This window comes from Psychroflexus sp. ALD_RP9 (assembly GCF_017311165.1).
Classification (GTDB): Bacteria; Bacteroidota; Bacteroidia; order Flavobacteriales; family Flavobacteriaceae; genus Psychroflexus.
The window spans coordinates 2,248,263-2,274,924 of record NZ_CP062973.1; the positions used below are offsets into that span (position 1 = coordinate 2,248,263).

Annotated in this window: 19 protein-coding genes; 5 read left to right on the forward strand and 14 right to left on the reverse strand. The window is 33.5% G+C overall.

All coding sequences use genetic code 11. From position 1 onward, the window contains the following. Positions 1-2 precede the first annotated feature (2 nt). Positions 3-6,899: a lectin-like protein gene (locus tag IMZ30_RS10605; RefSeq protein WP_207038275.1), complete on the reverse strand. Its 6,897-nt coding sequence runs from the start codon at positions 6,897-6,899 to the stop codon at positions 3-5. A 144-nt stretch (positions 6,900-7,043) separates the two neighbouring features. Between IMZ30_RS10605 and IMZ30_RS10610 the strand changes: the two genes are divergently transcribed. After that, positions 7,044-9,041 carry a LuxR C-terminal-related transcriptional regulator gene (locus IMZ30_RS10610; protein ID WP_207038276.1) on the forward strand — a complete coding sequence of 666 codons (1,998 nt, stop codon included), beginning with the start codon at positions 7,044-7,046 and terminating at the stop codon, positions 9,039-9,041. 8 nt (positions 9,042-9,049) lie between these two features. Here IMZ30_RS10610 and IMZ30_RS10615 read toward each other — a convergent pair whose 3' ends face one another. The 3 genes from IMZ30_RS10615 to IMZ30_RS10625 all read right to left on the reverse strand — a co-directional run bounded on the left by IMZ30_RS10615 (position 9,050) and on the right by IMZ30_RS10625 (position 11,970). Further along, positions 9,050-10,234 (reverse strand): geranylgeranyl reductase family protein, encoded by a 1,185-nt coding sequence (locus IMZ30_RS10615; RefSeq protein ID WP_317194400.1) that lies wholly within the window; start codon positions 10,232-10,234, stop codon positions 9,050-9,052. Between the two features lie 339 nt (positions 10,235-10,573). Beyond that, a complete protein-coding gene (locus IMZ30_RS10620; protein ID WP_207038278.1) occupies positions 10,574-11,239 on the reverse strand; it encodes a ZIP family metal transporter in 666 nt (221 codons plus the stop codon). Beyond that, entirely contained in the window at positions 11,236-11,970 is a 735-nt protein-coding gene (locus IMZ30_RS10625) for a class I SAM-dependent methyltransferase (RefSeq protein ID WP_207038279.1), read from the reverse strand. The genes IMZ30_RS10620 and IMZ30_RS10625 overlap by 4 nt, the downstream gene beginning before the upstream one ends. A gap of 133 nt (positions 11,971-12,103) precedes the next feature. Here IMZ30_RS10625 and IMZ30_RS10630 point away from each other — a divergent pair, with 133 nt between their 5' ends. Next, the gene (locus tag IMZ30_RS10630) at positions 12,104-13,261 is read left to right on the forward strand and encodes a class I SAM-dependent RNA methyltransferase (protein ID WP_207038280.1); all 1,158 of its coding nucleotides are present in this window, start codon (positions 12,104-12,106) and stop codon (positions 13,259-13,261) included. 1 nt (position 13,262) lies between these two features. Here IMZ30_RS10630 and IMZ30_RS10635 read toward each other — a convergent pair whose 3' ends face one another. The 4 genes from IMZ30_RS10635 to IMZ30_RS10650 all read right to left on the reverse strand — a co-directional run bounded on the left by IMZ30_RS10635 (position 13,263) and on the right by IMZ30_RS10650 (position 17,374). Further along, positions 13,263-13,976 (reverse strand): DUF6048 family protein, encoded by a 714-nt coding sequence (locus IMZ30_RS10635; protein ID WP_207038281.1) that lies wholly within the window; start codon positions 13,974-13,976, stop codon positions 13,263-13,265. Then, positions 13,942-14,451 carry a DUF6452 family protein gene (locus IMZ30_RS10640; protein WP_207038282.1) on the reverse strand — a complete coding sequence of 170 codons (510 nt, stop codon included), beginning with the start codon at positions 14,449-14,451 and terminating at the stop codon, positions 13,942-13,944. The genes IMZ30_RS10635 and IMZ30_RS10640 overlap by 35 nt, the downstream gene beginning before the upstream one ends. 3 nt (positions 14,452-14,454) lie before the next feature. Then, positions 14,455-15,864: a 23S rRNA (uracil(1939)-C(5))-methyltransferase RlmD gene (gene rlmD / locus IMZ30_RS10645; RefSeq protein WP_207038283.1), complete on the reverse strand. Its 1,410-nt coding sequence runs from the start codon at positions 15,862-15,864 to the stop codon at positions 14,455-14,457. Between the two features lie 70 nt (positions 15,865-15,934). Beyond that, the gene (locus IMZ30_RS10650) at positions 15,935-17,374 is read right to left on the reverse strand and encodes an SLC13 family permease (RefSeq protein WP_207038284.1); all 1,440 of its coding nucleotides are present in this window, start codon (positions 17,372-17,374) and stop codon (positions 15,935-15,937) included. Positions 17,375-17,563: 189 nt separating this feature from the next. Here IMZ30_RS10650 and rocD point away from each other — a divergent pair, with 189 nt between their 5' ends. After that, complete coding sequence (gene rocD / locus IMZ30_RS10655) at positions 17,564-18,847, forward strand: ornithine--oxo-acid transaminase (RefSeq protein WP_207038285.1); 1,284 nt, start codon at positions 17,564-17,566, stop codon at positions 18,845-18,847. 1 nt (position 18,848) lies between these two features. Continuing rightward, on the forward strand, positions 18,849-19,241 hold the full coding sequence (locus tag IMZ30_RS10660) for a rhodanese-like domain-containing protein (protein ID WP_207038286.1): 393 nt from the start codon (positions 18,849-18,851) through the stop codon (positions 19,239-19,241). 74 nt (positions 19,242-19,315) lie between these two features. On the opposite strand, the gene IMZ30_RS10665 is transcribed toward IMZ30_RS10660, so the two are convergent. Genes IMZ30_RS10665 through IMZ30_RS10685 form a run of 5 tightly spaced genes read right to left on the reverse strand, consistent with a single transcriptional unit; the run spans position 19,316 to position 23,399 of the window. Next, a complete protein-coding gene (locus tag IMZ30_RS10665) occupies positions 19,316-19,852 on the reverse strand; it encodes an RNA polymerase sigma factor (protein WP_207038287.1) in 537 nt (178 codons plus the stop codon). Between the two features lie 6 nt (positions 19,853-19,858). Beyond that, the gene (locus tag IMZ30_RS10670) at positions 19,859-20,902 is read right to left on the reverse strand and encodes a glycosyltransferase (protein WP_207038288.1); all 1,044 of its coding nucleotides are present in this window, start codon (positions 20,900-20,902) and stop codon (positions 19,859-19,861) included. Positions 20,903-20,958: 56 nt separating this feature from the next. Beyond that, on the reverse strand, positions 20,959-21,162 hold the full coding sequence (locus IMZ30_RS10675) for a membrane or secreted protein (RefSeq protein ID WP_207038289.1): 204 nt from the start codon (positions 21,160-21,162) through the stop codon (positions 20,959-20,961). A gap of 37 nt (positions 21,163-21,199) precedes the next feature. Further along, the gene (murB, locus tag IMZ30_RS10680) at positions 21,200-22,210 is read right to left on the reverse strand and encodes a UDP-N-acetylmuramate dehydrogenase (RefSeq protein ID WP_207039719.1); all 1,011 of its coding nucleotides are present in this window, start codon (positions 22,208-22,210) and stop codon (positions 21,200-21,202) included. Beyond that, entirely contained in the window at positions 22,206-23,399 is a 1,194-nt protein-coding gene (locus tag IMZ30_RS10685; protein WP_207038290.1) for a pyridoxal phosphate-dependent aminotransferase, read from the reverse strand. Before IMZ30_RS10685 ends, murB begins: the two co-directional genes overlap by 5 nt. 119 nt (positions 23,400-23,518) lie before the next feature. Between IMZ30_RS10685 and IMZ30_RS10690 the strand changes: the two genes are divergently transcribed. Beyond that, positions 23,519-25,069 (forward strand): T9SS type A sorting domain-containing protein, encoded by a 1,551-nt coding sequence (locus IMZ30_RS10690; RefSeq protein ID WP_207038291.1) that lies wholly within the window; start codon positions 23,519-23,521, stop codon positions 25,067-25,069. Positions 25,070-25,072: 3 nt separating this feature from the next. On the opposite strand, the gene IMZ30_RS10695 is transcribed toward IMZ30_RS10690, so the two are convergent. Beyond that, positions 25,073-26,644 carry an NAD(P)/FAD-dependent oxidoreductase gene (locus IMZ30_RS10695; RefSeq protein ID WP_207038292.1) on the reverse strand — a complete coding sequence of 524 codons (1,572 nt, stop codon included), beginning with the start codon at positions 26,642-26,644 and terminating at the stop codon, positions 25,073-25,075. Between the last annotated feature and the right edge of the window lie 18 nt (positions 26,645-26,662).

Here is a 26,662-nt window from a genome sequence, read left to right on the forward strand (position 1 = left end):
AATTACTGCTTAATGATTTTCTTGCTCACTTTCCCTTTTGTAGTTTCTAGCTCTACCACATAAACACCTGAGGCTAATTGACTCACATCAACTTGAGATTGGGTGGTTGTTAGCACCTGTTGACCCAAGGTATTGAAAACTTGAACTGAATTGATCTCAACTGAAGCTGGTAATTCAATTTGTAACTGATGAACCACTGGATTAGGATACAAGCGAACTTGTCCGGCATCAAAACTTTGGTTATTTAAAGGCACTTCTTCAAAACTTAAATGAAAACGGTTTTGATCGATACTCTCTGGCACATTAGCATCAACTGTAAAGTCATAAGTTGTGCTCTCTGTTAATTCGGTTTGTGTATTTAAATAGCTGTCATTTAAGTAAACCTTAAGCGTTTCAGGCTGATTCCCTAAATTGAAGCTTAGGCTGTAAGCCGTATCTTCATAGTTCATCATCAATAAATCAACTTGATGGCCATCAGTTGGGATGTTTTGCTTATCAATCGATTTAAAACCATTGTTTACAATCGCATAGTTTTCACCTGGATTGGCCAATTTACTCGCATCTTCATCACTACCAATAGTGGTATAGTTTTCATTAAAACGTAATCCTATGGCATCGCTTTCCATCTCACCGTTTTGTAAAGCTGAGGCTTTGTATAAACGCGAGTTGATATAAAAGTTAGTGTAGGTACTAAAAATACTCACCTGAGCTTGACCTGTGGCTTTATCAGCTTCTTCAAAGGTAATTGAGCCATTACCAGAGGCATTGTTTTGTACAAAAAAGGCTTGACCTGGCATGATATATTGATTAGCAGCTGATGAATATGGGCTTGGAGCAGCTTCACTGCCATCTGAAGCATCGACAACGGTATAACCACCATTACCATTAGACCCAGCAATTGAAGCATCCCAAACATAGATAAAATCTGTGAGATTAGATTTAGTTACTGCACCAAAATCAACTACCGCTTGATAAGGGTTACCCACAAAACTATAATTGTTAGCTGCTGTAGCTAAAGTTGGAGAATAACTTCCTGTATGCAAAGTTCCTGAAGCACTTAAAGTGGTTGCTGTGGCTGGTGCTTCATTATCAGCTAAATCAATGGTTCGATCACCACGCACCATTAAACGGTATGGCGTTCCCGCTGAAATCACATCAGTTGTTGAAGTGATAGCTTGCCATCCAGCGCCACTAGATTGGTCAGTAATTGTATTATCGAATGTAAACATAGACGGGTTTCCTGTTTCAGTTTCATCAAAACCATCAGTGCTGGTTTGACCAACTGTGCCAACTGCTCCCGTAATATGCGTGTCTTGTTGCCAAGCGTTGGCGATGGTTGAACCATCAACCGCTGAACTGATCAAACGAAAAGCACGCTTAGCAGGGATATAACGCTCGACTTCAACTGTTCCAGTTCCTGAAATAGTGCCTGTAAACTCGTCTAATTGAGCTGTTGATGTTGCATTACTCTTAAAAGTGATTTGACCGTTGTTAGTTATACTCGTGGTGACAGATAAAACATCATTGACTTCAACTGACGCAGAGTTTTCGATGGTAACTTCAGCTAAACTAATTGGCGATGTAAGACTTGCTTCATTGTCTACAACTAACATGGTTTCAGTAGCCACAGCAATTCCATTAGGATTTTTAGCATCTAGCCAAGCATCATTCAAGTAGATATAATCGGCTTGTATGATTTCTACATCAAAATTGAAGGTAGAAATTCCACCGCCTTTACCATAAACTTTAAATTCATTAGTAGTTGTTCCAGGTGAGAAAGTTTCTCCACTTCCTGATCCAGAAGTTTGTTCTATTGCATAAGGAATTTCAATAATTGCATATCGAATTAAATTTTCTGGAAGATCGTTCCATCCACCATCTGGAAAGATTTCACCAACATCTTCACCACTACCTGAGTTAGAAGGATTACCTGAATTCCAATTGGTATAAATAAATTCTTCACCGGTTTCCCAAACATAGTCTCCTTCGTTTTGCTGATCGTTAAGCCCTATGTATGCGTTGCCAAGACTGTTGTTGGTTAGATAGTTTGCAATAAAATTATTTTCTTCCGGGTTAGTAATCGTGGCAAAATGTGCATCTTGAATAGCACTAACTTGAGTTGAAAAGTTAGTAAACGTATTTTGAGAATTTGAAACAAAATACGTATGTCCTTGAAAAACTCCCATTTTAGTAAACCCAGATGGTGTTGGTGGATAATTATCTAAGCTTTGTGGAGCTAAACAATTTGTAGAGCTTAAAGGTAAGTTGTAGCTTATAGCTTTACCAGATGAGTTTGTGGTGTAATCAAGAATATCGTCTGGTACACTTGCAATTGTCGGTGTAAAGTTATTTGTTACATTAACCACTGCAGTTCCTGTAGCAACATCTCCAGAGTTGCTTGTTACCGTTAAAGTTACCGTTGTTCCATTAGGGTTTAAATTGTTAGTCCCTGTATACCAGCTGTTTTCATTCAAGCTTCCTGTAAAAGTACCGTTTCGTTCGGTTGAAGATAAGTCTACAGCTTCTGTGCCAAAATTAGAATTAAAGGCATAATGTAAAAGTAAAGTGTTGTTTACGGCTGATAAATTGTTATTTTTTGCTGCAAAGACTTCAGATGTATCTAAAGCATTTTCCCAAGCACGGAAATTATCCATATAGCCATCAAATTGGTTACCGCCGTTTTCAGCTGCACCAATTCTAAATAGTCCTGGCGATGCTGTTGGATTAGATGTATTAAGCGTTGTGGACGCTACTTCTATACCTTCAATATAAATTTTCATGGTAGAGTTTGAAGAATTATAGCTTACAGCAACATGTTGCCATTGATTTAACGTAATGCTATTTTGTGGTGAATTTAAATAAGTCCAACCACCAGAACTAAATCTATTAATTCCGAAAACTAATTGATTATTGGTGTTTATGTAAAATTGGGTAGTTAATTTAGTAGGCCAAGATGCACCACCAAGGGTTTTAGATAAAATGTACGAATTAGCATTACTTCTTGGGTAGATTTGAGTTTCAAAAGTAAAGCCTTTGCTTCCCCCAAAATCTAATGGAGCATTACCATCGATTTGGATATGCCCATTGCCTTCAAAATTGAGGCTTACGCTAGATGGTGTTGTGCTTATATCGCTACAATCAAAACTCGATTGGTCAATACTTAAACTAGCAATACCTGAAACTGAAGAACTTCCATTATCGATATCTTGTGCTGTAATGCTTGCATTGCCAGAAGGGTCTAATGCAACGTCTATATTTTGAGTTATTACATTAGGAAAGTCTGTAACCGTCACATCAAAACTACAAGTGGCTGTATTGCCTGCAGCATCAAAAGCTTCAAAAGTTACGGTAGTTGTACCAATTGGGAAATTACTTCCTGATGAAGGCCCACTGGTCTGTAAAACATAAGCATCTTCTTGGTCAAGTTGTAAAATGTATCTCAAATTTCCTGTACCAAAAGCGCCAACATCATTCCATGAACCACCTGATGAAATAGCAACATAATCTTCAACTCCATTTGTGTTACTAGGCTCATTTGTTTGCCAATTGGTATAAGTTGTTGGGCTTCCGTCCTGCCAAACAAAATTTCCTTCAGAAGCTGCATCTGAAAATCCGATGTGTGCGTTCGATATACCATTTGTTGACAATGCATTTGCTAAAAATGTGTTTTGAGTAGCATTGCTTACCGTTGCTACAGTTCCGCCACGATTTACAGCATCTGCAAAAGCGTTAGCTCCAGAAAAAATTTCGTCACTTATAAAAAAGTTTTTACCATCATTATTTCCAATATAAGTCATACCCGATAAAATATTAAAGGACGATGATGAATTATCCGTAACAACAGGATCACTAAAATTAACAATAGGATTTGTAGCGGTTGTAGTAATATCATCTGGGCACGTTATACTTGGGTTACCTGTATCACTCACAGTAACTGTAAACGAAACAGAAGATGTATTACCGTATTCATCAAAAGCTTCAAATGTATTGGTAGTTGTTCCGATAGGAAAGCTTGAACCACTTGCTAATCCAGCGGTTTGTTCTACAGCATAAGAGAATTCAATAATTATTGGACGATCATTATTAGCATTGCCAATATCATTCCAACCACCATTATTATAAATCTCCGTTACATCTTCATTACCACCAGAGTTATTAGGCTCACCAGAATTCCAATTCGTGTAACTCACATTTTCACCATTTTCCCAAATAAAAGTGCCTTCTGATAACAAATCATTAATTCCTATCAAAGCATTTGATTGTCCGTTTTCGGATAAATAATTAGCAATAAAATTATTTTCTGCTGCACTAGAAATACTCACAGGATAAGCGCCATCTAATGTATTAATTGTACTTAAAAAATTGGCATAGGTATCTGTTGAATTTGATATAAAATAAGTATGACCATTAAAAACGCCCATTTTTGTAAAGCCGCTTGGAGTTGGTGGATAATTTTCAAAACCAATAGCATTGCCAATACAATTATCTGTAATAGTTGGTAAACTATAATTTATTATTTCGCTACTTCCGGTGGTGTTAATGTTGACATTGTTTAGTGCTGAAAAAACTGACCCAGTATTATCTTGAACAGTAACGACTGCCGATGCTGTAGAAGAGTTACCATAATCATCTTCTACCGTTAAAACCACTGTATTGTCGCCAATAGATGAACAATCAAAACTTGAGATGTCTAAACTCAAATTCATATTGCCATTACAAACTACAGACGACCCATTATCAATTTGTTGTGGTGTTATGCTAGCATTGCCGTTAGCATCTAAGTCTATACTTATATTTTGCGCTATAGCGGTAGGTGTTATGTTTGAAAGATGGTATGCATCTACGTTGGCGTTAGTATTGTTTGTGCCATCACTAGCAGAAACAGGAACTGAAGTTGATGTAACCCCATTTGTATCAAATTGTGTAACAAAAAATTTCCAGTCATCGTTAATTCCAGCACTTTCAGTGACGACAAGCGAATTATTGAAGTCATGATTAAATGTAGCTCCAGCTGTATAGAAAGAACCTTGGCGCATTCTAATTCCAGGTCCTGAAATTTGTCTAAAAGCATACATTCTGTTTAGTTCTAGATAAATTGGCTTATCAAAATTTCCTTCGCCAATTGCATTAAATTGAGCAGGTATATTTAGCGTTACTGTACCTATTAATTCTACATCGGTTGCTAAATTAGGGTCTGCGTTGTTGTTTTGGTAAACTTCAATAACGGCTTGTGTTGTTGCCGAAGTGTTTCCGCGAAACTCAACTTCAAGTTTAGTTAAAAACCCATTTCTGAGAGATTTAAAAGTTTGTACATTTCCGGCACCAAGTGTGTTTGATGCACCATTTCCGTAGCGAACTGAGCTTTGTAATATGGCAACATTATTACAATCAAATTGAGAAATCGAAGATGTAAGTGTTACGTTATCTCCATCAGCATCATCTGTTGTAATATTGAAATCATTTAAATCTAAATTTTGTGGAATAGAATTTAATGTAATTAAACTTGGTTGACTTTCTATTGTAGGAGCTGTCTCAACCGTAACATCAAAACTACAAGTTGCAGTATTCCCAAAACTATCATTTACAATAAAAGTATTGGTTGTAGTACCAACTGGAAAATTAGCACCGCTGGCTAAACCTGCCGTTTGTTCCGTTGTAAAAGGAACTTCAATAATTATGGGTAAGCTGTTATTGGTGATATCATTCCATAAACCGCTAGAAAAAAACTGTACATAATCTTCGCCACTACCAAAATTATTGGGTTCGTTAGCATTCCAATTAGTATAGGTTACAGACTCTCCACTTTCCCATTTAAAATTACCTTCTTCATCTGTGTCTGTAAAACCAATTAAAACACTTGAAATAGAATTTGATTGAAGATAATTAGCTAAAAAAGTATTTTCAGCTGCATTGTTTATGCTTATTGGGTAAGCTGCATTTATAGAATTTATGATTGGTAAGAAATTAGTATAGGTATTGTTAGTATTAGAAATATAATAAGTGTGATTGTTATGTTTACCAATTTTAGTGAATCCGCTTATTTCTTGAGCATCATCATAGCTAAATGTTCCACTAAGCGAATTGTCTGTAAATGTAGGTGAAGTATAAGAAACAGTTTCTGTTAAATTGGTCGTAACTGGAGTGCTAATGTTAGATGGACAGGAAATTAAAGGATTTTGAATATCATTAATAACAACATTAAAGGAAGTTGTTGCAACATTTCCTACATCATCAGTAGCTCTAAATCTGTTAACTGTTACACCCAATGGGAAATCACTTCCGCTTGGTAGCCCATCAATTTGCTCCGCAGCATAGGGCAATTCAATAAACATTCTTCTTGATAAGGCTGTACTTACATCGTTCCATGTACCATTGTCAAATTGCATTTCTACAACATCATGATTAGCAGTAGTATGTGCTGGAGCATTAAAACGCCAATTGGTATAAGTGACAGGATCTCCATTTTGCCACACAAAATTGGTTTCGCTGGCTATGTCATTAAATCCAATTAATGCCACATTTATCCCGTTAGATGCTAGATAGGCTCTTAAAAATTCATTTTCTTCTGCTGAATTTATACTAACTGGGTGTGCAGCAGCAACACTTGAGATAGATGATAAATGGTTATTATATGAATTATTGTTATTGGAAATAAAGTAGGTATGACCGTTAAATACTCCTACTCTTGTAAAACCAGTAGGTGTAGGTGGGTAATCTTCAAATGAAATATTGTTTCCAAACTCATCATCTGAAATACTTGGTAAAGAGAAATTTACAACTTCACTATTGCTTGTGGTATTTTGGTTTATATTACTTACCGAAGAAAAGGTTGGTGGGTTGTTCTGTGCTTTTGTAATAAAAGCAGAGAAAATTAGGAATAGTAAATAAAGTTTTTTCATAATAAAAAATTTTTTACCAAATCTATTTCAAAAACCAATCGACAACTATTTTTAATAGTCTACAATCGGTCTACAATGCTTCAAAAAGTCTGTAAATTCTAGATTAATGGAAATTCGGATCTTAAAAAAGTATATATTTGATGTATGAAATTGGTAATTTATTTCGTTTACATTATACTCTTTATTCTTCCATGGAAGTCATTTACTAATCCAAATTGTGAAGACCAACTTTCTATTGAAGTATTTAATCAATTATCTCGTAAAGAAAAAATAAAACAAATTCATCCTTTTTTATATAGCGCATTTTGTGATTCAGTAAATCGTGAAAAACACTTTAATTTATATCTGAGTACTTTTACTTCTAAAATTGAAAAAAAACAAAGATTAAATGAGTTGGGGCATATGCTTCATAAAGTTATTTTAGGGAATAATAAAGATTTTTATAAATATATAGATCTAGTTATTAAACGAATTGAAGCAACTTTCCCTGAAATAAAAAATAACATAGACTTTATCAACATTAAGTTTGCTTATTATAATAATAAATACGGCAATTTTAAAGCGTGTAATTATTTAAATGAGTACAGTCAATCATCAAATAAAGATACCGCTTATACAATAGATTTGTATAATCATTCGCTTAAGTTATCAAAATGTGCAGAGTATGCTGATGATTATAATACTTCTATTTACTATTTATTAAAAGCGTTAAACTTAACTAAAAAATTAAAGTATCCAATAAGTCGATTGAAAAGAGGTCACGTTTTTAAGTCTTTAAGTATGCGTTATTATGAAATTGAAGATTATAAAAATTCTGAAATATATGCAGATTCGGCAATTAATACTTTTTTACCAGAATTTAAGCACAAAATTGGCTTAGCTGTTGGTTATGAATATAAAGCTCTAGCCATAAACCAGCTTTATGATGATTCTAAAAGAGCTCTTCAATATTTAGAAAATGCGCAAAGTATATATAATATTGTAGGAAATATTTCAAGGTACCATTTTGTTGAAAGACTAAAAGCTGAAATATACTCGACTGAAAAACCATATATTGCAATTGAACATCTATATAGCCACATAGATTATTTTCATAAAAATAAACGTAAACTTCATCAAACAAAAGCTTGGCTGTTGGCTTTTAAAATATTACAAAGCCATCAACTTGAAGTCTTATCTACAGCTTCAAACTATAGATTTTCAAAAAAGCAAATTATTGATAGTTTAACAGTTTTTCTCAAAGAAGAAGATTTGCAAAACCAAATAAAAATTACAAATACCCTTATAGAATATTACGCAGACCATAACAAAATCGATAGCTTATTAAAGTACAATCATCTTCAAAATAATTTTGAGCGTCAAAAAAACTTAATAACTCAAGAACAAACTAAACAAAATCTAAAGTTATATTTAACCAATTACCAAAAAGAACAAGAGTTAGCAAACTTAAACCTGTTAAACCAAGAACAATCCTATCAGAATAGAATCTTGAGTATTTTAATTTGCTTTGCAGGAGTTAGTCTCCTATTTTATTTTTTCTACAAAAGAAAACAGAAGCAAATTTTGCTTGCAAAGTTACAACTAAAAGAAACCGAACATTACAAACTCAAAACCGAGCAAAAATTAAAAGAAGAGCTCATTCTAAAAAAAGAACAAGCAGAAAAAATGTTGAAGTTGGCTTACGAAAATGAACTTAAAAGTAAAGAACTTCTAAAACTCAAACTACAACAAAAGCAAAACCAGGTTGAATCTGCTCAGCTAGAAAAACAATCGAGTATTAATTTATTAAACGAAGTGGTTTCAGCCTTGAAAGACGAAAGTGTTAATGATGCCAGTCATTTACTGAAAAAGCTTCAAACAGATGAGATTATAAAAAAACACAATAATAGCTTAAAAGAAGTTTTTGAATCCATTTCGCCTAATTTCATGCAACTGCTACATAAAACCAATCCTAATTTAACCGAGCAAGATTTATTATATTGTGTTTTAATTCGTCAGAAGTATTCAACTAAACAGATTGCTGATTTTTTAAGTATTTCACCTAAATCTGTTAATCAACATAAATACCGACTCAAAAAGAAGCTAGCAATTCCTAAAGAAAAAAACATCACTACCTTTATTGCAAATATAAAAAGCGAATAACGACATATTTAAAATAAAGACACCTTCAGTTTTTGCTTTACTTTTTCTTTAAAATTATGTGGATAGGTTCGATCTCCCATAAAAATATCGGTCATATATTCTGCTGCACGCTGACCATATTTTTTTAACAATAAATTACGAAGCTTTCTATTTTCATAAAATAAAGCTGCAAGTTTAACTCCTAATTCTAGTTCAGGTATTAGCTTATCATTTAATTTGTTGTTGTAAAGTACTTTGGCTTTACTTAAACTCAAGTTACTTTCTGCAATCGCTTCAGCTACTAGCTTACCACTATAAATAGCATTAGAAATTCCTTCAGCAGTTAATGGGTCTGCAAAGCCAGCAGCATCTCCAATTAAAAATACATTTTGTTTTATAAAACCATCTTTTCTAGGTGAAATTGGAATAATGAAGCCGTGTGCTTGTTCCTCTAAAACAGTTTCTATTCCCAGAATTTTCAAGTAATCACGGTAATTTTCTTTTAAGTTGATTTTTTTAGTTGATTTGGTAAAATTACCCACGCCAACAGAAAGGTGATTTTTTTTAGGAAAACTCCAACCATAGCCAAAAGGCACGACATCAATATCAAATCTAGCAGACTTAGAGAGGCGCTCAAAATCTTTATTAGGTACTTTAATTTCGTATTCTAAGGCAGGACACATAAGTCGTGACTCTTCCCAACCGGCTAATTTTGCAGTCGGACTTAAAGCACCATCGGCAGCGATAATGAATTTAGCCTGAATTTTTTTATTAGTTGTGGTTAATATAGTGAAATCGTTTTGAAAATCTAAAGCAAGAAGTTTTTCACCTTGTAGCACTTCTACGCCTAATTCTTCCGCATTTTGTACAATGAGATAATCAAATTCATCTCGCATAATCATACTGATGATTGGGTTTTTACGGACGGTATTTAGTGCTAATTTTTTAGCATCAAAACGAATATCAACATCAAAGAATTCACGTTCTACAGCGCTCGAAACATCAAAAGGCATATTTCGTCTTCCCCTGAAAACAAATCCACCACCACATGTTTTATAACGTGGTAGTTGTTCTTTTTCAATGATTACTGTTTTTAGCCCTTTTTTCGCAGCCTCGAAGGCGGCACTTGCTCCAGATGGCCCGCTACCAATAATAGCAATATCGTATGTTTTCATTTTATACTTTATAATGGTAAATATATAATTTTTGTTGATATCGTAATTTTAAAAGCTGATTGATCAACTATCGGTTTATCGCTCACTCATTTTATGACATTTCTAATATTACTTTTACTTAATCTACTTGGCTTGCTCACTTAATTTATGAGTTATATTAATGATGAAAATGAAACTTTAAATATCTCGGTAATTTCAACTTTTTGGCAAATCTTGTACATCTTATTCATTAGGTTTAAGGTTGAATAAAGCATAGATTACTTCAGTTGATAACTTGTATTTCAAAATTTAAAAGAAAAGAGATGTAAGTGTTTTTAATTCTTATTTCAGTTGAAGCTGCCAAATTAAATAGCTTTACTTTTTTATTCAGTTAATCTATTAAATCAGCAGAGCAATGCCAATACCAAGCAAAATAATTCCAAATTTAGAAAGGTTAAATTTATGGTCACGAGACGATTCGAATAAAATTGTCGTTGAAACATGTAAAAATATACCAACTACAACTGCATTTAAATAAGTGCTATAGGTATTAAATATCGTATAATTTTGCTGTAAAAAGCTACCTAAAGGCGTCATAAGTGCAAAAGCTAGCAGAAACACACCGATTTTAAATGTGCTTAATCGAGTTTGAAATAAAAATGAGGCAATGATGATGGCAATAGGTATTTTGTGTATTACAACTGCTACAAGTAAATGATGGTTGTGGTGAAGCGGTATGCCTTCTATAAGTGCGTGAATAGACAAACTTAAAAACAAAACCCATGGGAATTTTTTTGCTTGCTTATCGTGATGTAAATGTCCATGTTCAGCGCCACCTGAAAGGTATTCTAAAATAATTTGCAATAGCAAGCCAACTAAGATATACAAACCGATGTTTGAAATCTCAGAGGCATAAATTGAAGGTAAAAACTCTAACACAGTTACCGAAAGTAAAAAGGCACCACTAAAGGCTAAAAGTAAGTTTACACCAACTTGCTTCTTGTGTAAAAAAAAGGCGACTATAAACCCAACAATAGCCGCAATAATAGGTAAGATTAAACTCATGCTTGATAAACTAAAATGAGACGTTCTGAATTTTCAAAATCAAAATCATCTAAATTATAGTTGCCAAATTTAGCGGTAATTTTTAAATCAAGCTCTTTAAAATAAGCTTCAAATTCTTTTTTAGTGATTAATTTAACGCGTTCATAAAAACAATAGTTTTGAGATTCATGTGTAAATCTAATTTCTTTGTAAACAAAACTATCTTCTATCCAGCGTTTAATATGGAAGGTTAAATTATTTTTTTCTACAGTCGAGCTTGGTATGAGATGTTCGCGTAAGTATGCTTCATTTAAAAAATCAATTACACCAATACCATTAGGTTTTAAATTTTGTTTGATGGCTTTAAGGGTATTGAAGTTTTGTTGTGTTGATTCAAAATAGCCAAAGCTGGTAAACAAGTTGAGTACCGCATCAAAATTAGTTTGTAAAGGAATTGTCATGTCATGTACTTTAAACTTTAGATGTTCATGAGCATGAGTTTGAGCAAATTTTATGTTGTTTTCAGACAAATCAATGCCAAGGACGTCGTAACCAAGATGGGCGATAAATTGTGCATGACGTCCACGGCCACAAGCTAAATCAAGAACTTTAGCTGCTTTAGGCAAATTAAGATATTCAAATAATTTTTTTACGAAAGCATGTGCTTCAGTTTGGTTGCGATTATTATATAGAATATGGTAGTACTCAGAGTTAAACCAAGCTTTGTACCATTCAGGATTTATTTTAGACATGCCGACAAATTTAGTTCATTTTTATGATTACTGGTAAGTCAATTTTTTGTTTATTTTATTGATGACTAACAATAATCAATGAAGACAATTTTTAATTTTAATTAACGTATTTTCGCGCAAAATTAGACGTAATATGGAAAATTTTGAAATGACGGCCAAATGTCTCCACGGTTTTGAGTCAATTTTAGCTAAAGAACTTAGAAATCTAGGAGCTATGAATGTTTCAGAAGGAGTGCGTCATGTTAGATTTATGGGTGATTTAGGCTTTATGTACAAAGCTAACTTAAGTTTAAGAACAGCTGTAAGTGTTTTAAAGCCCATCTTAAATTTCAAAATCTTTAAAGAACAAGATTTTTATCAATCTGTTTATGAATTCCCATGGGAAGATTTCGTTGATAAAAACGGCAGTTTTGCAATTGATTCTACCGTTAATTCAGACATATTTACGCATTCAAGATACGTTGTTTTTAGAGCAAAAGATGCTATTGTAGACCGATTTAGAGATAAATTTGGTACACGACCAAATATAGATACCAATGAACCTGATGTTCGTTTAAACGTTCATATAGATAGAAACACGTGTAATTTAAGTTTAAATACATCTGGCGAACCTTTATTTAAACGTGGTTACAGAAAATCGACCAACATTGCACCACTTAATGAAGTTTTAGCGGCCAGTTTATTATTGGCTTCGGGTTGGGATGGACAATGCGACTTTTTAGACCCAATGTGTGGTAGTGGTACTATTTTAATAGAAGCAGCAATGATCGCTTGTCAAATCCCAGCAAATATCAATCGTGAGAACTTTGCTTTTATGAAGTGGAATAACTTCAACGAAGATTTTTTTGAAAAAATTAAAGATTCTACTTTGAAAAAGATGAGACCTTTTCACTTCAAAATAAAGGGTTATGATTTGTCTGGTGTTACACTTTCAAAAGCTCAAGAAAATATCGAAAATGCAAATTTAACTGAATTTATTTCTGTAGAACAAGCCGATTTTTTTACAACTGAAAAGCTTGCAGACCGTCATTTGTTTATGTTATTTAATCCACCTTATGGCGAGCGTTTACCAGTTGAAGTTCCTCGGTTTTACTCAAGTGTTGGAGATACTTTAAAACAAAATTATCCTGACACAACGGCTTGGTTTATTGTGCCTTTAGAGTCTGGTGCTATTAAACATGTAGGACTAAGGCCGAGTAGAAAAATAAAAGTGTTTAATGCTAGTATAGAATCACGTTTATTGCGATACGACATTTATAAAGGTTCTAAAAAAGCGAAATATCAAAACTAAATCAGTTATCGATAGCTTGTTTTTTTAGTTTGGTATAAAGCGGTAGCATATAACTTATTGAATAGCCCCAACCAGCACCAATGCTTGATGAATCATAGGTTCTGTTAAATCCAGGAATGTATAAATGGTCAAAATTATTAAGCTCAGTTGCACTGGTTTGAAGCTTCAATTGAACATTTGCACCTAGAAATATATTTTTAAAAACTTCAACTCTTATTCCAGCTTTTAACTCGACCCAAGTAGCTGTTAAATTACCGAAGTTACGTTCTTCAGTTCTAATATCTGGATTAAAAAATGTATCTCTTGTGTAAATTGTGTATTCAGTTAAATCATGACTAAAACTAGCTGCACCGAAACGAAAACCAGCATAAATCAGGTTTTGCATGCCAATCCAATTTTCATAACTATTGTAATTAATACCAGCTTTTAAGTAAGCACCTTTGGTGTTAGAGGTTAGATTTTCTTCAGTATAGATTTTATCATCATAACCCAACTCGGCTGCAATATATAAACGTTTATTATAGCGATAATCTATAAAAGCTTCAGCGCCATTGTAATTTTCTTCTAAGATTGAACGTCCTATTTTACTTAAATCTACGCCAAAAGTAATACCATAACGTTCTTTGTAAGTAATGGAGTCTTGTGTTTGTGCTGAACTTGTAAAGTTAACAACCAGAAGACTAATGATAAATAAAGAGGTGAGTTTCGTTTTCATTGTCGATGTTTGGTTGTTGTACAGCAGTGGCTTTAATCCACTCTAAAGCTTCATTGCTTTCTTCAATTTGAGTAACTTGAAAATCTAAAAATTCAACTTTATAACCACAGGCACGATTAATGTAAACATTCCGCCGTGCATAGTTAAAAATTAATTCGTCTGTATTAATCTCAGATTCGTTTTCACTATCAGCATTAATAGTCAACAAGAATCGTGTTGAATTTTGACTTGTCTTTAAAGGTAGTATGATTTCTGAAACATTATCATATTCAATAAAATTTTCATTGTTTGTATCTGCACTTTGGATGACTAACTCATTTATATTTTTTTGAATTTCTGGATTATTGATATCAAAAAATTGAATGATTAATCGTGGTGTTGTTGGTGTGTTTTCTGGGCAAATGTCGTCACGCTCGCAACTTGATAAGCCAATAGCTGCTAGCATAGATAAAATAAATAGAAGCCTTTGTTTCATTGTTTATCGTAATTCAAGTTTAACCACATTTTCAACATGATGCGTTTGCGGAAACATATCTACAGGTTGAACTTTTGTTACTTTATAAAATTCATCTAGCAAAGCTAAATCTCTTGCTTGAGTTGCCGAATTACAGCTAACGTAAACAATCGTTTTTGGTTTTAAAAATTTAATTTGCTCGATAACATCGGCATGCATTCCTTCTCTTGGTGGATCAGTAATAATGATATCAGGTTTACCGTTTTGTTTTACAAAGGATTTGGTAAAGACTTTTTTCATGTCACCTGCAAAGAAGCTTGTGTTATTAATGGCATTAAAATTAGCATTTTCTTTGGCGGCTTCAATTGCTTCAGGCACAGCTTCTATGCCGACCACATGTTTAGCTTGTTTAGCTACAAATTGTGCAATAGTTCCTGTACCTGTATAAAGGTCATAAACCAATTCGTCTCCATTTAAACTGGCAAATTCTCTTGTGATCTTATATAGTTCGTATGCTTGATCGGAGTTAGTTTGGTAAAATGATTTTGCTGTAATTTTAAATTTCAAGCCTTCCATTTCTTCAAAAATATGGTCGCGTCCATGGTAACAAATTACGTTTTGGTCGTAAATAGTATCGTTTGCTTTTTGATTGATTACAAATAGGAGTGAGGTAATACTAGGAAACTCATTTTTTAAGTAATCTAAAATCAGTTCACGATTAACTTTATCATCTTCAAAAAACTGAACTAAAACCATAACTTCTCCAATAGAGCTAGTTCTAATCATCAATGTTCTAAGCAAACCTTTTTGCTCACGAACATTAAAAAAATCTAAATGATGTTTAGTTGCAAAATCTTTAAGACCGTTTCTAATAGCGTTACTCGGGTCCGCTTGTAAATGACATTGATTGAGGTCTAAAATTTTATCCCACATGCCAGGAATATGAAATCCTAAGGCATTTTTATTGGTAATGGTATTATTATTTTCAATTTCATTTTTAGTTAACCATCGGCTATCACTAAATGAAAATTCCATTTTATTTCGATAGAAATAGGTCTTTTGGCTTCCTAAAATCGGTTGGGTTTCGGGAAGTTCAATTTTTCCTATACGTTTTAAATTTTCAAGGACTTCTTTTTCTTTATAATAAAGTTGATGTTCGTAAGCCATATTCTGCCATTTACAACCACCACATGTTCCAAAATGTTCGCAAACAGGCTCAGTTCTTTTAGGTGAAGCTTCAACTATTTTTGTAGGTTTAGCTTGGTAGTAAGCTTTTCGTTTTTTGTAGGTTTGAACATTAACCACATCACCAGGGACAACTTGGTCTACAATTAAAACGCGACCATCTGGCGCTTTAGCGATACCTTTACCTTTACTTCCAGCATCAATTATTTCTACAGCTTCAAAAGCTTTACGTTTATTTCTTCTTGCCATATCGCAAAAATAAGGCAATGTTTTAATTATGCCTTTATTCGCATCAATTTCTTTTAAAATGAGATTCTCATTAAATTATTTCAATTAGAATTACCCAAAAGCTGACTAAAATGGGACCAAGAATGCCAATAAAAATTCCGCCAAACCTAAAGTCTTTTTGGTCGAGTTTTCCAGTGCTATAAGCAATCGCGTTTGGTGGTGTAGAAACGGGTAGGAGTAAGGCACAAGAAGCGCTCAACGCAATAATAAGCGGCATTACTTTCGGAGACTGCTCAGGAATTAAAATAGCCATTGAAATTGCTAACGGAACCATAATAGTAGTGGTTGCAGTGTTACTCATAATATTAGAGAAAACAACGCTAATTAAAGCAAAAACAATAGCTAATATATAAAAGTTGAAGTCTTTAATGTTAATAAAACTGATGAAGTAATCGGTTAATCCTTGTTGTTGAACAGCAATCCCTAATGCCAATCCACCAGCAACCAACATTAAGGTATCCCAAGGAAGTTTTCGCATGTCGTCAGCATCTAATATGCCAAACATGGTTAAGCCTACAATCGGAATACCTGAAACTGCAGCAACCGGAATACCTGTCCATTGAGAGCTTAACCAAAATAATAAGCTAGACAAGATAATAATAACAGTTACTCGAACCTGTGGTTTTGTAATGCTTTCGTCTGTATTCTGCTTCGTTTTTTGCAAAAAACTCAAGTCTAAAGATTTACGTTTTATTTTATATTTTTTAAGAAGACCATACCAAAATGCAAAAATCAAAATTAAAGCCACAGGAACTCCAATTAGCATCCATTCCATAAAACTAATTCGAATACCAATACCATCTAGAGCACCAACGGCAATTGCGTTGGGAGCAGATCCAATAATAGTTCCCATGCCACCAATAGCAGCTGCCGTCGGAATACCAATTAAAAGAGCTTTGGTAAGTGGTGCGTCTTTACCAAGGCTTAATGTAATTGGCGTAATACTAGCAATCATCATGGCAGTTGTTGCTGTATTACTCATCAACATTGATAAAAAAGCTGTTATTAGCATTAATCCTAACAAAATATATTTTGATTTTTCACCTAATTTAGGCACTATAATTTTGAGTAAGGATTGGTCTAAAGCGGTTTTTTGCATGGCTTGAGCAATAAAAAAACCACCTAAAAACAACCAAATAACAGAGTCAGACCAGGTTTGAACATATTGTTTAACATTTTCCGACTCTAAGTTACTCATCGTAAAAACTAAGGCGCCAATAATTAAGATACCAACAGCAAAAGGTGGTATGGCTTCAGTTACCCATAAGCCAACTGCAAATATTAAAATGAAGAGAACTGATGTTTGTCCTTCTGTGAAATTTGGGGCTTTAATAGCATAACTTAGCCCTAATGCAATTAAAAAGCTTAAAACAAATTGAAGTGACCGGCTTTTCCAATTAACTTGTCTTACTAAGTTTTTGTTTAATTTATTGATAATCTTTGTAGCATATCGTCTTGAATCAGATTGCATATGGCCAAGTTTTAGTATTTCAAAATTAATAGTTGTAAATTCATTAAACTATGATTTTAGGCACTAAATAAGACATCTTTATTTATAATAATACTAAATTAGTGAAAATAACTAGTTTTCAAATTTCTTTACGAAAAATTGAATGTTAGATGTTTATTTTTGTGAAAATTCATTTTTAAAATTAATTACATGAAAGTAGAAGACGTAAAAACTTCAGCACAAGCAATAGAATTAGAAGATAAACATGGCGCTCATAATTACCATCCATTACCAGCAGTACTCAAAAAAGGTGATGGTGTTTTTGTTTGGGATGTTGAAGATAAAAAATATTACGATTTCCTTTCGGCTTATTCAGCTGTAAATCAAGGACATTGCCATCCTAGAATTGTTGATGCAATGACAAAACAAGCCAACACAATTACCTTAACTTCAAGAGCCTTTCATAATAATGTTTTAGGTGTTTTTGAAAAATACGCAACAGATTATTTCAATTTTGATAAGTTATTACCAATGAATACTGGTGCAGAAGCTGTAGAAACTGCTATCAAAATTTGTCGTAAATGGGCTTATGAGAAAAAAGGGATTAAAGAACAAGATGCCCAAATTATTGTATTTGAAAATAACTTTCACGGTAGAACAACGACCATCATATCATTTAGTAATGATGAAGGTGCTAGAAAGAATTTTGGCCCATATACACCTGGTTTTATAAAAATACCTTACAATGATGCTGATGCCTTAGAGAAAGTTTTAAAAGAACATGATAATATTGCAGGTGCTTTAATCGAACCAATTCAAGGTGAGGCTGGAGTTTACACGCCTAGCGACGACTTTATTCCTAAAGTAAAAGAATTATGCCAGCAACATGAGGTTTTGTTTATGGCTGATGAAATTCAAACAGGTATTGCAAGAACTGGAGCCTTATTAGCTGTCTGTGGAAAATGTGATTGCCAAGGCCACTGTGAGCGTCAAGATGCAACTTACTCAAGACCAGATATTTTAATTTTAGGTAAAGCACTCTCAGGTGGCGCTTATCCTGTTTCTGCTGTCTTAGCCGATGATGCTGTTATGAATGTTATTCAACCTGGTCAACATGGCTCAACATTTGGCGGTAATCCTGTTGCTGCTGCAGTTGCTATGGAAGCACTTGAGGTGGTCAGAGATGAAAAATTAGCCCAAAATGCACGTGAACTTGGCGATTTGTTTAGAAGTGAATTGAATAAATTTATTGAAACAACTGATATAGTGAAGCTTGTTCGCGGACGAGGATTGTTAAATGCTATCGTTATTAATGACACTGAAGATAGCTCAACTGCTTGGGATATTTGTATGGCACTAAAAGAAAACGGCCTATTAGCAAAACCAACTCACGGTAATATTATTCGTTTTGCGCCACCATTAGTTATTACTAAAGATCAAATTATGGATTGTGTTTCAATAATTATAAAAACTTTAAAAGAATTTGATAAATAAAGTGAAAATAACTTTTAAAAATTTACTATTAATAAGTACATTGATTTTAACTGTGGCTTGTACAACTTCAACTTCACAAGAAGTTGAAGTTGTTGAGCCACAAAAATTTAAGCAGGTTTTAGAAAATAATCCTCATACTTTATTACTTGATTTAAGGACGCCAGAAGAGTTTCAAGAATCACATTTACCAAATGCGGTAAACATAGATTTTGAAGCTGATGATTTTGAATCTCAATTAAAATCTGCTGTCGACACGACTTCAACCGTATTCATTTATTGTAGAACAGGTAATAAAAGCGGTCAAACCAACACAATGCTTCAAAACATGAAAATAGATACCATTATTGAATTAGGTAATGGATTTGAATCTTGGGAAGCCCAATTCGGAAATTAATCTAAGTTTACCAAAACAATTTCTACCAAAAAAGTAGAGCTGATTTAAAAAACAAATAAAATATTAAAAGTATATTATTCTGGGATTAGTTGTTCCGCCAATAGTTTTTTAGCACGTAATAATTTTACCTTTATATTATTAATGGGTTGATTAAGTTCTTCTGCTATAGCTTTATAGCTTAATTCTTTAAAATAGCGCAAATGTATGACTTCTTGGTAATGCGGCTTTAAACTTTTAATGTGTGCTAATAATTTGGTTAAATTCTGTTCAGTTATAATTCGGTCTTCGGCAGTAGGTTCAATATCAACAATTTGGTTAGCATTTTTTTGATCTAAATCTGATGTCTCAATACTTTTTTTTCGATTGATATCTATTTGAATATTTTTAGAAATGGTAATTAACCAAGTTTTAAAATTAAACTGATCTTGATAGGTGTCTAACTTATCGAAAGCTCGTGCAAAGCTTTGAATACAAACTTCTTCAGCTTGATAAGTATTTTTGGTGCGTTTTAACTGAAAAGCATAAACACTATCCCAATATTTATCCATTAACTTTTTAAAAGCCGATTGTTCACCTTTTTTTGCTGCTTCTATAAGTTGTTGATTTGTCATACTAGTTTACCAGTGTTTAGGCGGTTTAAATTGATTTAAAATCAAAATATAAAGCTGTAAAATAACTAAATTCAGTTCTAAAAAAGGCCAGAATAGTAAGATTTTTAAAGATTTAACGATGTTTTTATAATTAATGAAAACTGCTATTTGTAAGCTCCAAGTTAAAATTAAGCTAATTATTGCTAATAACCAATATTCGGTAAAGCTAAGACCTATGATGCTTATCAATGCCGAAACTCTGGCTAATGCTATTGCACCTAATTCTAACTTCTGTGAAAAACGATAATTTGGTGCTGTTGTATAATGCCGTTTTTTTTGATTAATCCAATGCTTCAATTTTGTTTCTGGCTCACTTTCAGTAAAAGCTCTCTGATCAGTTTGCACATCGATATTTTTTTTCGGAAAACGTTGAACCAACATATCATCATCTCCAGATTGCAAATGCTGGTCTAACTCAAATTGGTTATATTTTATAAAAGCTGTTTTCATAACGGCTAAATTTCGGCCTACGCCCATATAAGCATTCTTGAGCCGCGCAAAGTTAATATATTGAATTGCTGTTGAGGTTGTTTCTAATTGAATTAGTGAGTTTAACCAACTAGCTTTTGTTTTGTAAGGCGAAATTCCTAAGACTAAGTGAGTATCTTGAGATAATTTTTGCGTCATTAAAGCTGCCCAATTTCGGCTGAAAGGTTCGCAGTCGGCATCTGTAAATAGAAGATGATTAAACTTTGAAGCTTCTACACCAGCTAACAATGCTTGACGTTTTCTTGGTTGGTTATAATCTAAGTTGATGATTTTTAGGTGAGGAAACTTCAACTGAAATTTCTCTAGTACTGATAGGGTTTCGTCTGTAGAATGATCGTTAACAACAACAACTTCAAATTGCTTTAATTCTTGTTGAAGTATTTTCGGTAGTTTGTTGTGTAGATTTTTAGCTTCATTGTGAGCACAAATGATAATGCTAACAGATTTTTCTTCAGTAGAGAAATAACCAACTTCTATTTTTCTGCCGAGATAAAAGTATGTGAGATTTACTAATAAGTACAAGCTTAGTGAAAAACCAAGCAAACTTAAAAGCAAAATCATAAACAAGTGAATGAAGATTATTTAGAACCTTTGCAATCGGTTTGTTGGTCTGGCGTTTTACCGCAAAAGCTACAGGCTTCACCATTTTTGTTTAAAAATGGACTTTGACTAGCACATGTGCCAGCAAATTTGCCATCTTTTTTCCCCCATATTTTTATGGCAATACCAGCAACGGCGAGACCTAATAGAGCTAAACTTAATAATAAAACTTTAGTAATCATATTAAAAAATTATAATTGCAAAGTTAACAAAAAGCAACTAATAGATGTTGACTTCAGGCTCTAATTCGATGTTAAAAGTGTTAAAGACTTGCTTTTGAACATGTTCAGCCAAATTTAAAATATCATGGCCCGAAGCATTACCATAATTAACCAATACCAAGGCTTGTTGTTTATGTACACCAGCATCTCCAACGCGATAGCCTTTTAATCGGCATTGGTCGATAAGCCAACCAGCAGGTATTTTATAGTCGCCTGAAGCTAAAGGATAATACTTTAAATCGAATTTTTGTTGAAGTTGCTTAAAATGATCGCCTGAAATAATAGGATTCTTAAAGAAACTTCCTGAATTTCCAAGTTCTTTTGGGTCAGGTAGCTTGCTGCTTCTTATAGCAATTACTACGTCAGAAATGTCTTTAATATTTGGGTTTTGTATGCTTTTTTGTTCTAAGACTGTTTTAATAGCACCATAATCTAAATTTAAATTATGCTTATGTTTAGTCAACTTAAAGCAAACATTGGTAATTATAAATTGGCCCTTGTATTTGTTTTTAAAAACCGATTGACGATAACCGAATTTACAGTCTGCTTTGCTAAACTTGGTTGTATTTAAAGTTTGCACGTTAATTGCCTCGCAAAACTCAAAATTATCTTTAAGCTCGACGCCGTATGCACCAATATTCTGAATTGGTGAAGTACCAACATTACCAGGAATAAGAGATAAGTTTTCTAAACCGCCATAATTGTTTTCGATACAGTGTAAAACAAATTTATGCCAGTTTTCACCAGCTCGTACATTTAACCAAATGTGGTCTTTTGTTTCTTGTACAACTTCAATACCTTTTAAGTTGACATGAACTACTGTTTTTTCAATATCTTGGGTTAAAAGCATATTGCTTCCACCACCTAAGATAAATAATTCTGAGGCGTAAAATCGCCTCAGAATTTCAAGAAGTTCAGCTTGTTTTGTAACTGAAATAAACTGTTTCGCTTTTACATCAATACCAAAGGTATTTAATGTTTTAAGCGAATAATCTTTTTTAATATTAATCACCTTGATAGGCTTTAAGTCCAGCTTCTAAAATAGAAACTGCTTCTAATAAATGCTCTTTTTCGAGAACGTATGCAATTCTTATTTGGTTTAAACCTGTATCAGGTGTTGAGTAGAATCCGGCAGCAGGAGCAACCATAACTGTTTTACCATTTACTTCAAAATCAGATAGTAGCCATTTGGCAAAATGCTCAGCATTTTCAACTGGTAACTCTACTATGCAATAAAAAGCACCTCTTGGTTTAGCTACTTTTACACCTTCAATTTGTGCTAAAGCTTCAATCAGTGTATCTCGGCGATTTACATATTCAACATTAATATTTTCAAAATAGGTTTGGTCGACATCTAAAGCTGCTTCACTAGCAATTTGAGCAAAGGTTGGTGGACTCAATCTTGCTTGTGCAAATTTCATAGCTGTAGCCATTACTTCAGGATTTCTTGAGACCATGCAACCAATTCGAGCGCCACACATACTATAGCGTTTAGATACAGAATCAACCATAATTGCGTGGTTTTCTAAACCTTTAACGGTCATGATTGATGTATGCTTAGCGCCGTCATACGTAAATTCTCGATAAACTTCATCAGCAATAACAAACAAGTCATGTTTAAGTGCTAAATCAGCTAATTGCTTCACTTCATCTTCTGTGTATAAATAGCCAGTTGGGTTGCCTGGATTACACATGACAATAGCTTTAGTTTTGTCGGTAATTAGGGCCTCAAATTCACTAATTGGAGGTAAACCAAAATTATCTTCAAATTTAGATTGAACTGCTTTTACTGTTACGTTGGCTGCAGTAGCAAAACCATTGTAATTGGCATAAAAAGGTTCTGGTATAATAACTTCATCGCCAGGATCTGTGATACTTCCCATAGCAAACATTAAAGCCTCAGAGCCACCAGTTGAAACGATTAACTGGTTTTTAGTGATGTTAATACCATTTTGCTTGTAGTATTTGGCCAATTTTGTTTTGTAAGTGTCAAATCCAGATGATGGACTGTAGGATAATATGTCAAGGTCATTATTCTTAACAGCATCTAATGCTTTTTGAGGTGTTGGTATATCAGGCTGACCAATATTTAAGTAGTAAATTGATTTGCCATCGGCTTCGGCAGATTCAGCAAAAGGAACTAACTTTCGTATAGGCGATTCAGGCATTTGAAGGCCTTTTTGTGATATTTTAGGCATAGACTAATTTTTATTACAAAAATGCGAAAAATAAATTGATTTTTCGTTTTGTAGCTTTATTTTAAGAGAGTCTTTTGTATTAAAAAAAAGTTTAATATTGTCAACTAATTTTATAAAATATGAAAACTTTATTTGTTAGTCTATTATTCTTATCATTTTCAATGTACACTTTAGCTCAAGATGGTAATCTTGATGATACCTTTGGAGTTAATGGAAAAGTAACTACTGATATTTTCGGTTTTACAGATGTAGCTCATGATTTGGCCTACCAAAGTGACGGTAAGATGCTAGTTGCGGGTTATTCAAGGAGTAGTGTTGGGAATGATAATTTTTTAGTTGTAAGATATTTAGAAAATGGCGATTTAGACACAAGCTTCGGAACAAATGGTTATGTAAATATAGATGTTCGAGGTTTTTCTTCACCAAAAGACGATCAAGCTACAAATGTTTTGATTCAGTCTGACAATAAAATTGTATTAGTTGGTTTTAGTGAGGGCGCTTTTGATGTTGAACAGTTTACAATTTTACGATTAAACTCTGATGGAAGTTTAGATGAGACTTACGGAGATCAAGGCATAAGGTTTTTTGATTTTACAGGATCTTATTGTGAGCCAGCTGATGCCGTAATGTTATCTAATAATAATATTGCAATTGCAGGATCTACCGATACAGGTAGTTTTAATCCAAGCTTGATATTTGCTATTGCAGTTATTGATGAAAACGGTAATTTAAATCAAAATTTTAGTATTGATGGTAAACAAACACTTCAGTTTGGAGCTAATTATGAAGAAGCTTACGCCATCACTGAGACTAGTGATGGAAGTCTTTTAGTAGGTGGTGATGGCGCTAATGATTTTGCAGTTGCAAAACTTAGTCTAAACGGAAATCTAGATTCTACTTTTGGTAATAATGGAAAAATTATTACCGACATACCTAATTATAACGGTCTTGGTATTATAGGTTTGCACGAATTAAGTAATGGTAAAATTATAGCTGTTGGAGAATCTAGTAGTTCTTCTGAAAGTAGAAATGTAACACTAATAAGATACAATTCAGATGGATCTTTAGATACCACTTTTGCCAACAATGGTTTTATAACAATTGATATTGATTCAGGTAGCGAAGATATTCCAAGATCAATGTTTGTTCAAAATGATGGTAAAATATTAATCGCTGGTAGTATTGTAACCGGTGGTGAGTTTTATTTTCTTAGTTTAAGATTTGATACTGATGGAACATTAGATTCTTCATATAGTGGTGATGGCGTCAGGCTTGAGTCATTTAACTCTAATCAAATTGAAATAGCTTATGGGATAAAGCAAAATGACAATGGGAAAATAAATATCGTAGGTTATTCAGGAAATACTTCTGGAAATACCGCTGATATTGCAATCGCTCAGTATACAGGAACAAGTTTAAATACTTCAGATTATCATGAAGCTTTAATTTCATTTTATCCAAACCCTGTTCAATCTCAACTATTTATAAATTCAACTCAAGCTATTTTAAACTTTAGCCTTTATAATTTAAACGGAAGCTTATTAAAAAGCAAGACCGTTCATAATGAAAGAGATTATAAGCTAGATATTTCTGATTTACCACAAGGCGTTTACCATTTAAAAATAAAATCTGATCAAGGAATTATCACCAAAAAGGTGATTAAAAAATAAGTATTAATTAGCTTTAAAAACTGCTTCTGCACAACGTTCGCCATCAATTGCTGCAGAAACTATTCCGCCTGCATAACCAGCGCCTTCACCACAAGGGTATAAATTTTTTATTGTTGTGTGCTGCAGGCTCTCTGGATTTCTTGGAATTCGAACAGGTGAAGATGTTCGTGATTCGGTGGCAACAATTACAGCTTCAGGATGAATAAAGCCTTTCATTTTTTTATCGAATTTAATGAAGGCTTCACGTAATCTTTGATGCATTTCGCGTGGAAAAATTTTATTCATATTTACAGAAACTAATCCAGGTTGATAAGAACATATTGGTAAATCTGTTGAAGTTCGGTTAGCTATAAAATCTTTTAAACGCTGTGCTGGAGCAGCTTGTGTTTTTCCAGCTAGTTCAAAACATTTCTTCTCAATATGTTCTTGAAACTTAAGTGCTTTAAGTTCACCAAAGGCTTCAAATTTTGACCATTGTTCTTCATCAACCGTCATAACAATACCTGAGTTTGCAAAAGGATTATTCCGTTTTGAAGGAGACCAACCATTGGTAACAATTTCACCTGGCGCAGTTGCACATGGTGCAATAATACCACCAGGACACATGCAAAAAGAATAAACACCTTTGCCGTTAATCTGCTGAACTAAACTGTAGCTTGACGGCGGTAAATAATCACTTCGTACTTCTGAATGGTATTGCAACTGGTCTATAAATTTTTGTGGATGTTCTACGCGAACGCCCATGGCAAAACTTTTGGCTTCAATTTTAATTTGATGTTGTTCTAAAAGATAAAAAATATCCCTTGCTGAATGACCTGTTGCTAGTAAAAGTTGCTGAATAGGAACTGTTTTATCGTGGTTAAGTTCAATAGCTTCAATTTTTGTTTGAGACTTGTTCAGAAATAAGTTGGTCAATTTCGTATCAAAGTGAATTTCTCCACCATTTTCAATAATGCATTGACGCATTTCAGCAATAATTTTTGGCAATTTGTTGGTTCCGATATGCGGATGTGCATTAACAAGGATGTCTTCATCAGCACCAAACTGCACAAAAGTTTCTAATATACGATTAATGCTACCAAGTTTACCTGATCTGGTGTATAGTTTCCCGTCTGAATAAGTTCCGGCACCACCTTCGCCAAAACAATAATTTGACTCTGGATTGACGTGATGCTCTTTATTTAATTTAGCTAAATCACGACGTCTTGAGCGTACATCTTTGCCACGTTCAATTACAATTGGTTTTAGACCGAGTTCTAAACAACGTAATGCAGCAAATAAGCCTGCTGGTCCGCTTCCGATAATATGAACCTTTGTTGAAGTTGTTTGGAGTGTATTATAATTTTTAATTTTTGGTTTTGGGAAAGTAATTGGTCGTGTTTTGGTCGAGTAGAGAAGTCTTAATTGAAATTTTATGTTTGGTTTACGTGCGTCTATAGAACGTTTAACCACTTTTATAGCTAAAATTTCCTGTTCCGGGCAATTAAGCTTTTTTGCCAATTCACGAATAATAGCTTTTGAATTGTGAGCTATTATAGGCGAAACTCTTAAATCGATTTGTGGTGTGTGAGTCATTTATTTAAAAAGTCGTAA

Coding starts and splice junctions, on each gene's coding strand:
- IMZ30_RS10690 (WP_207038291.1), top strand. CDS start 23,519: ATGAAAACTTTATTTGTTAGTCTATTATTCTTATCATTTTCAATGTAC.
- rlmD (WP_207038283.1), bottom strand. CDS start 15,864: ATGGCAAGAAGAAATAAACGTAAAGCTTTTGAAGCTGTAGAAATAATT.
- IMZ30_RS10665 (WP_207038287.1), bottom strand. CDS start 19,852: ATGACAAATCAACAACTTATAGAAGCAGCAAAAAAAGGTGAACAATCG.
- IMZ30_RS10675 (WP_207038289.1), bottom strand. CDS start 21,162: ATGATTACTAAAGTTTTATTATTAAGTTTAGCTCTATTAGGTCTCGCC.
- rocD (WP_207038285.1), top strand. CDS start 17,564: ATGAAAGTAGAAGACGTAAAAACTTCAGCACAAGCAATAGAATTAGAA.
- IMZ30_RS10605 (WP_207038275.1), bottom strand. CDS start 6,899: ATGAAAAAACTTTATTTACTATTCCTAATTTTCTCTGCTTTTATTACA.
- IMZ30_RS10630 (WP_207038280.1), top strand. CDS start 12,104: ATGGAAAATTTTGAAATGACGGCCAAATGTCTCCACGGTTTTGAGTCA.
- IMZ30_RS10650 (WP_207038284.1), bottom strand. CDS start 17,374: ATGCAATCTGATTCAAGACGATATGCTACAAAGATTATCAATAAATTA.
- IMZ30_RS10685 (WP_207038290.1), bottom strand. CDS start 23,399: ATGCCTAAAATATCACAAAAAGGCCTTCAAATGCCTGAATCGCCTATA.
- IMZ30_RS10635 (WP_207038281.1), bottom strand. CDS start 13,976: ATGAAAACGAAACTCACCTCTTTATTTATCATTAGTCTTCTGGTTGTT.
- IMZ30_RS10695 (WP_207038292.1), bottom strand. CDS start 26,644: ATGACTCACACACCACAAATCGATTTAAGAGTTTCGCCTATAATAGCT.
- IMZ30_RS10620 (WP_207038278.1), bottom strand. CDS start 11,239: ATGAGTTTAATCTTACCTATTATTGCGGCTATTGTTGGGTTTATAGTC.
- IMZ30_RS10640 (WP_207038282.1), bottom strand. CDS start 14,451: ATGAAACAAAGGCTTCTATTTATTTTATCTATGCTAGCAGCTATTGGC.
- IMZ30_RS10610 (WP_207038276.1), top strand. CDS start 7,044: ATGAAATTGGTAATTTATTTCGTTTACATTATACTCTTTATTCTTCCA.
- IMZ30_RS10625 (WP_207038279.1), bottom strand. CDS start 11,970: ATGTCTAAAATAAATCCTGAATGGTACAAAGCTTGGTTTAACTCTGAG.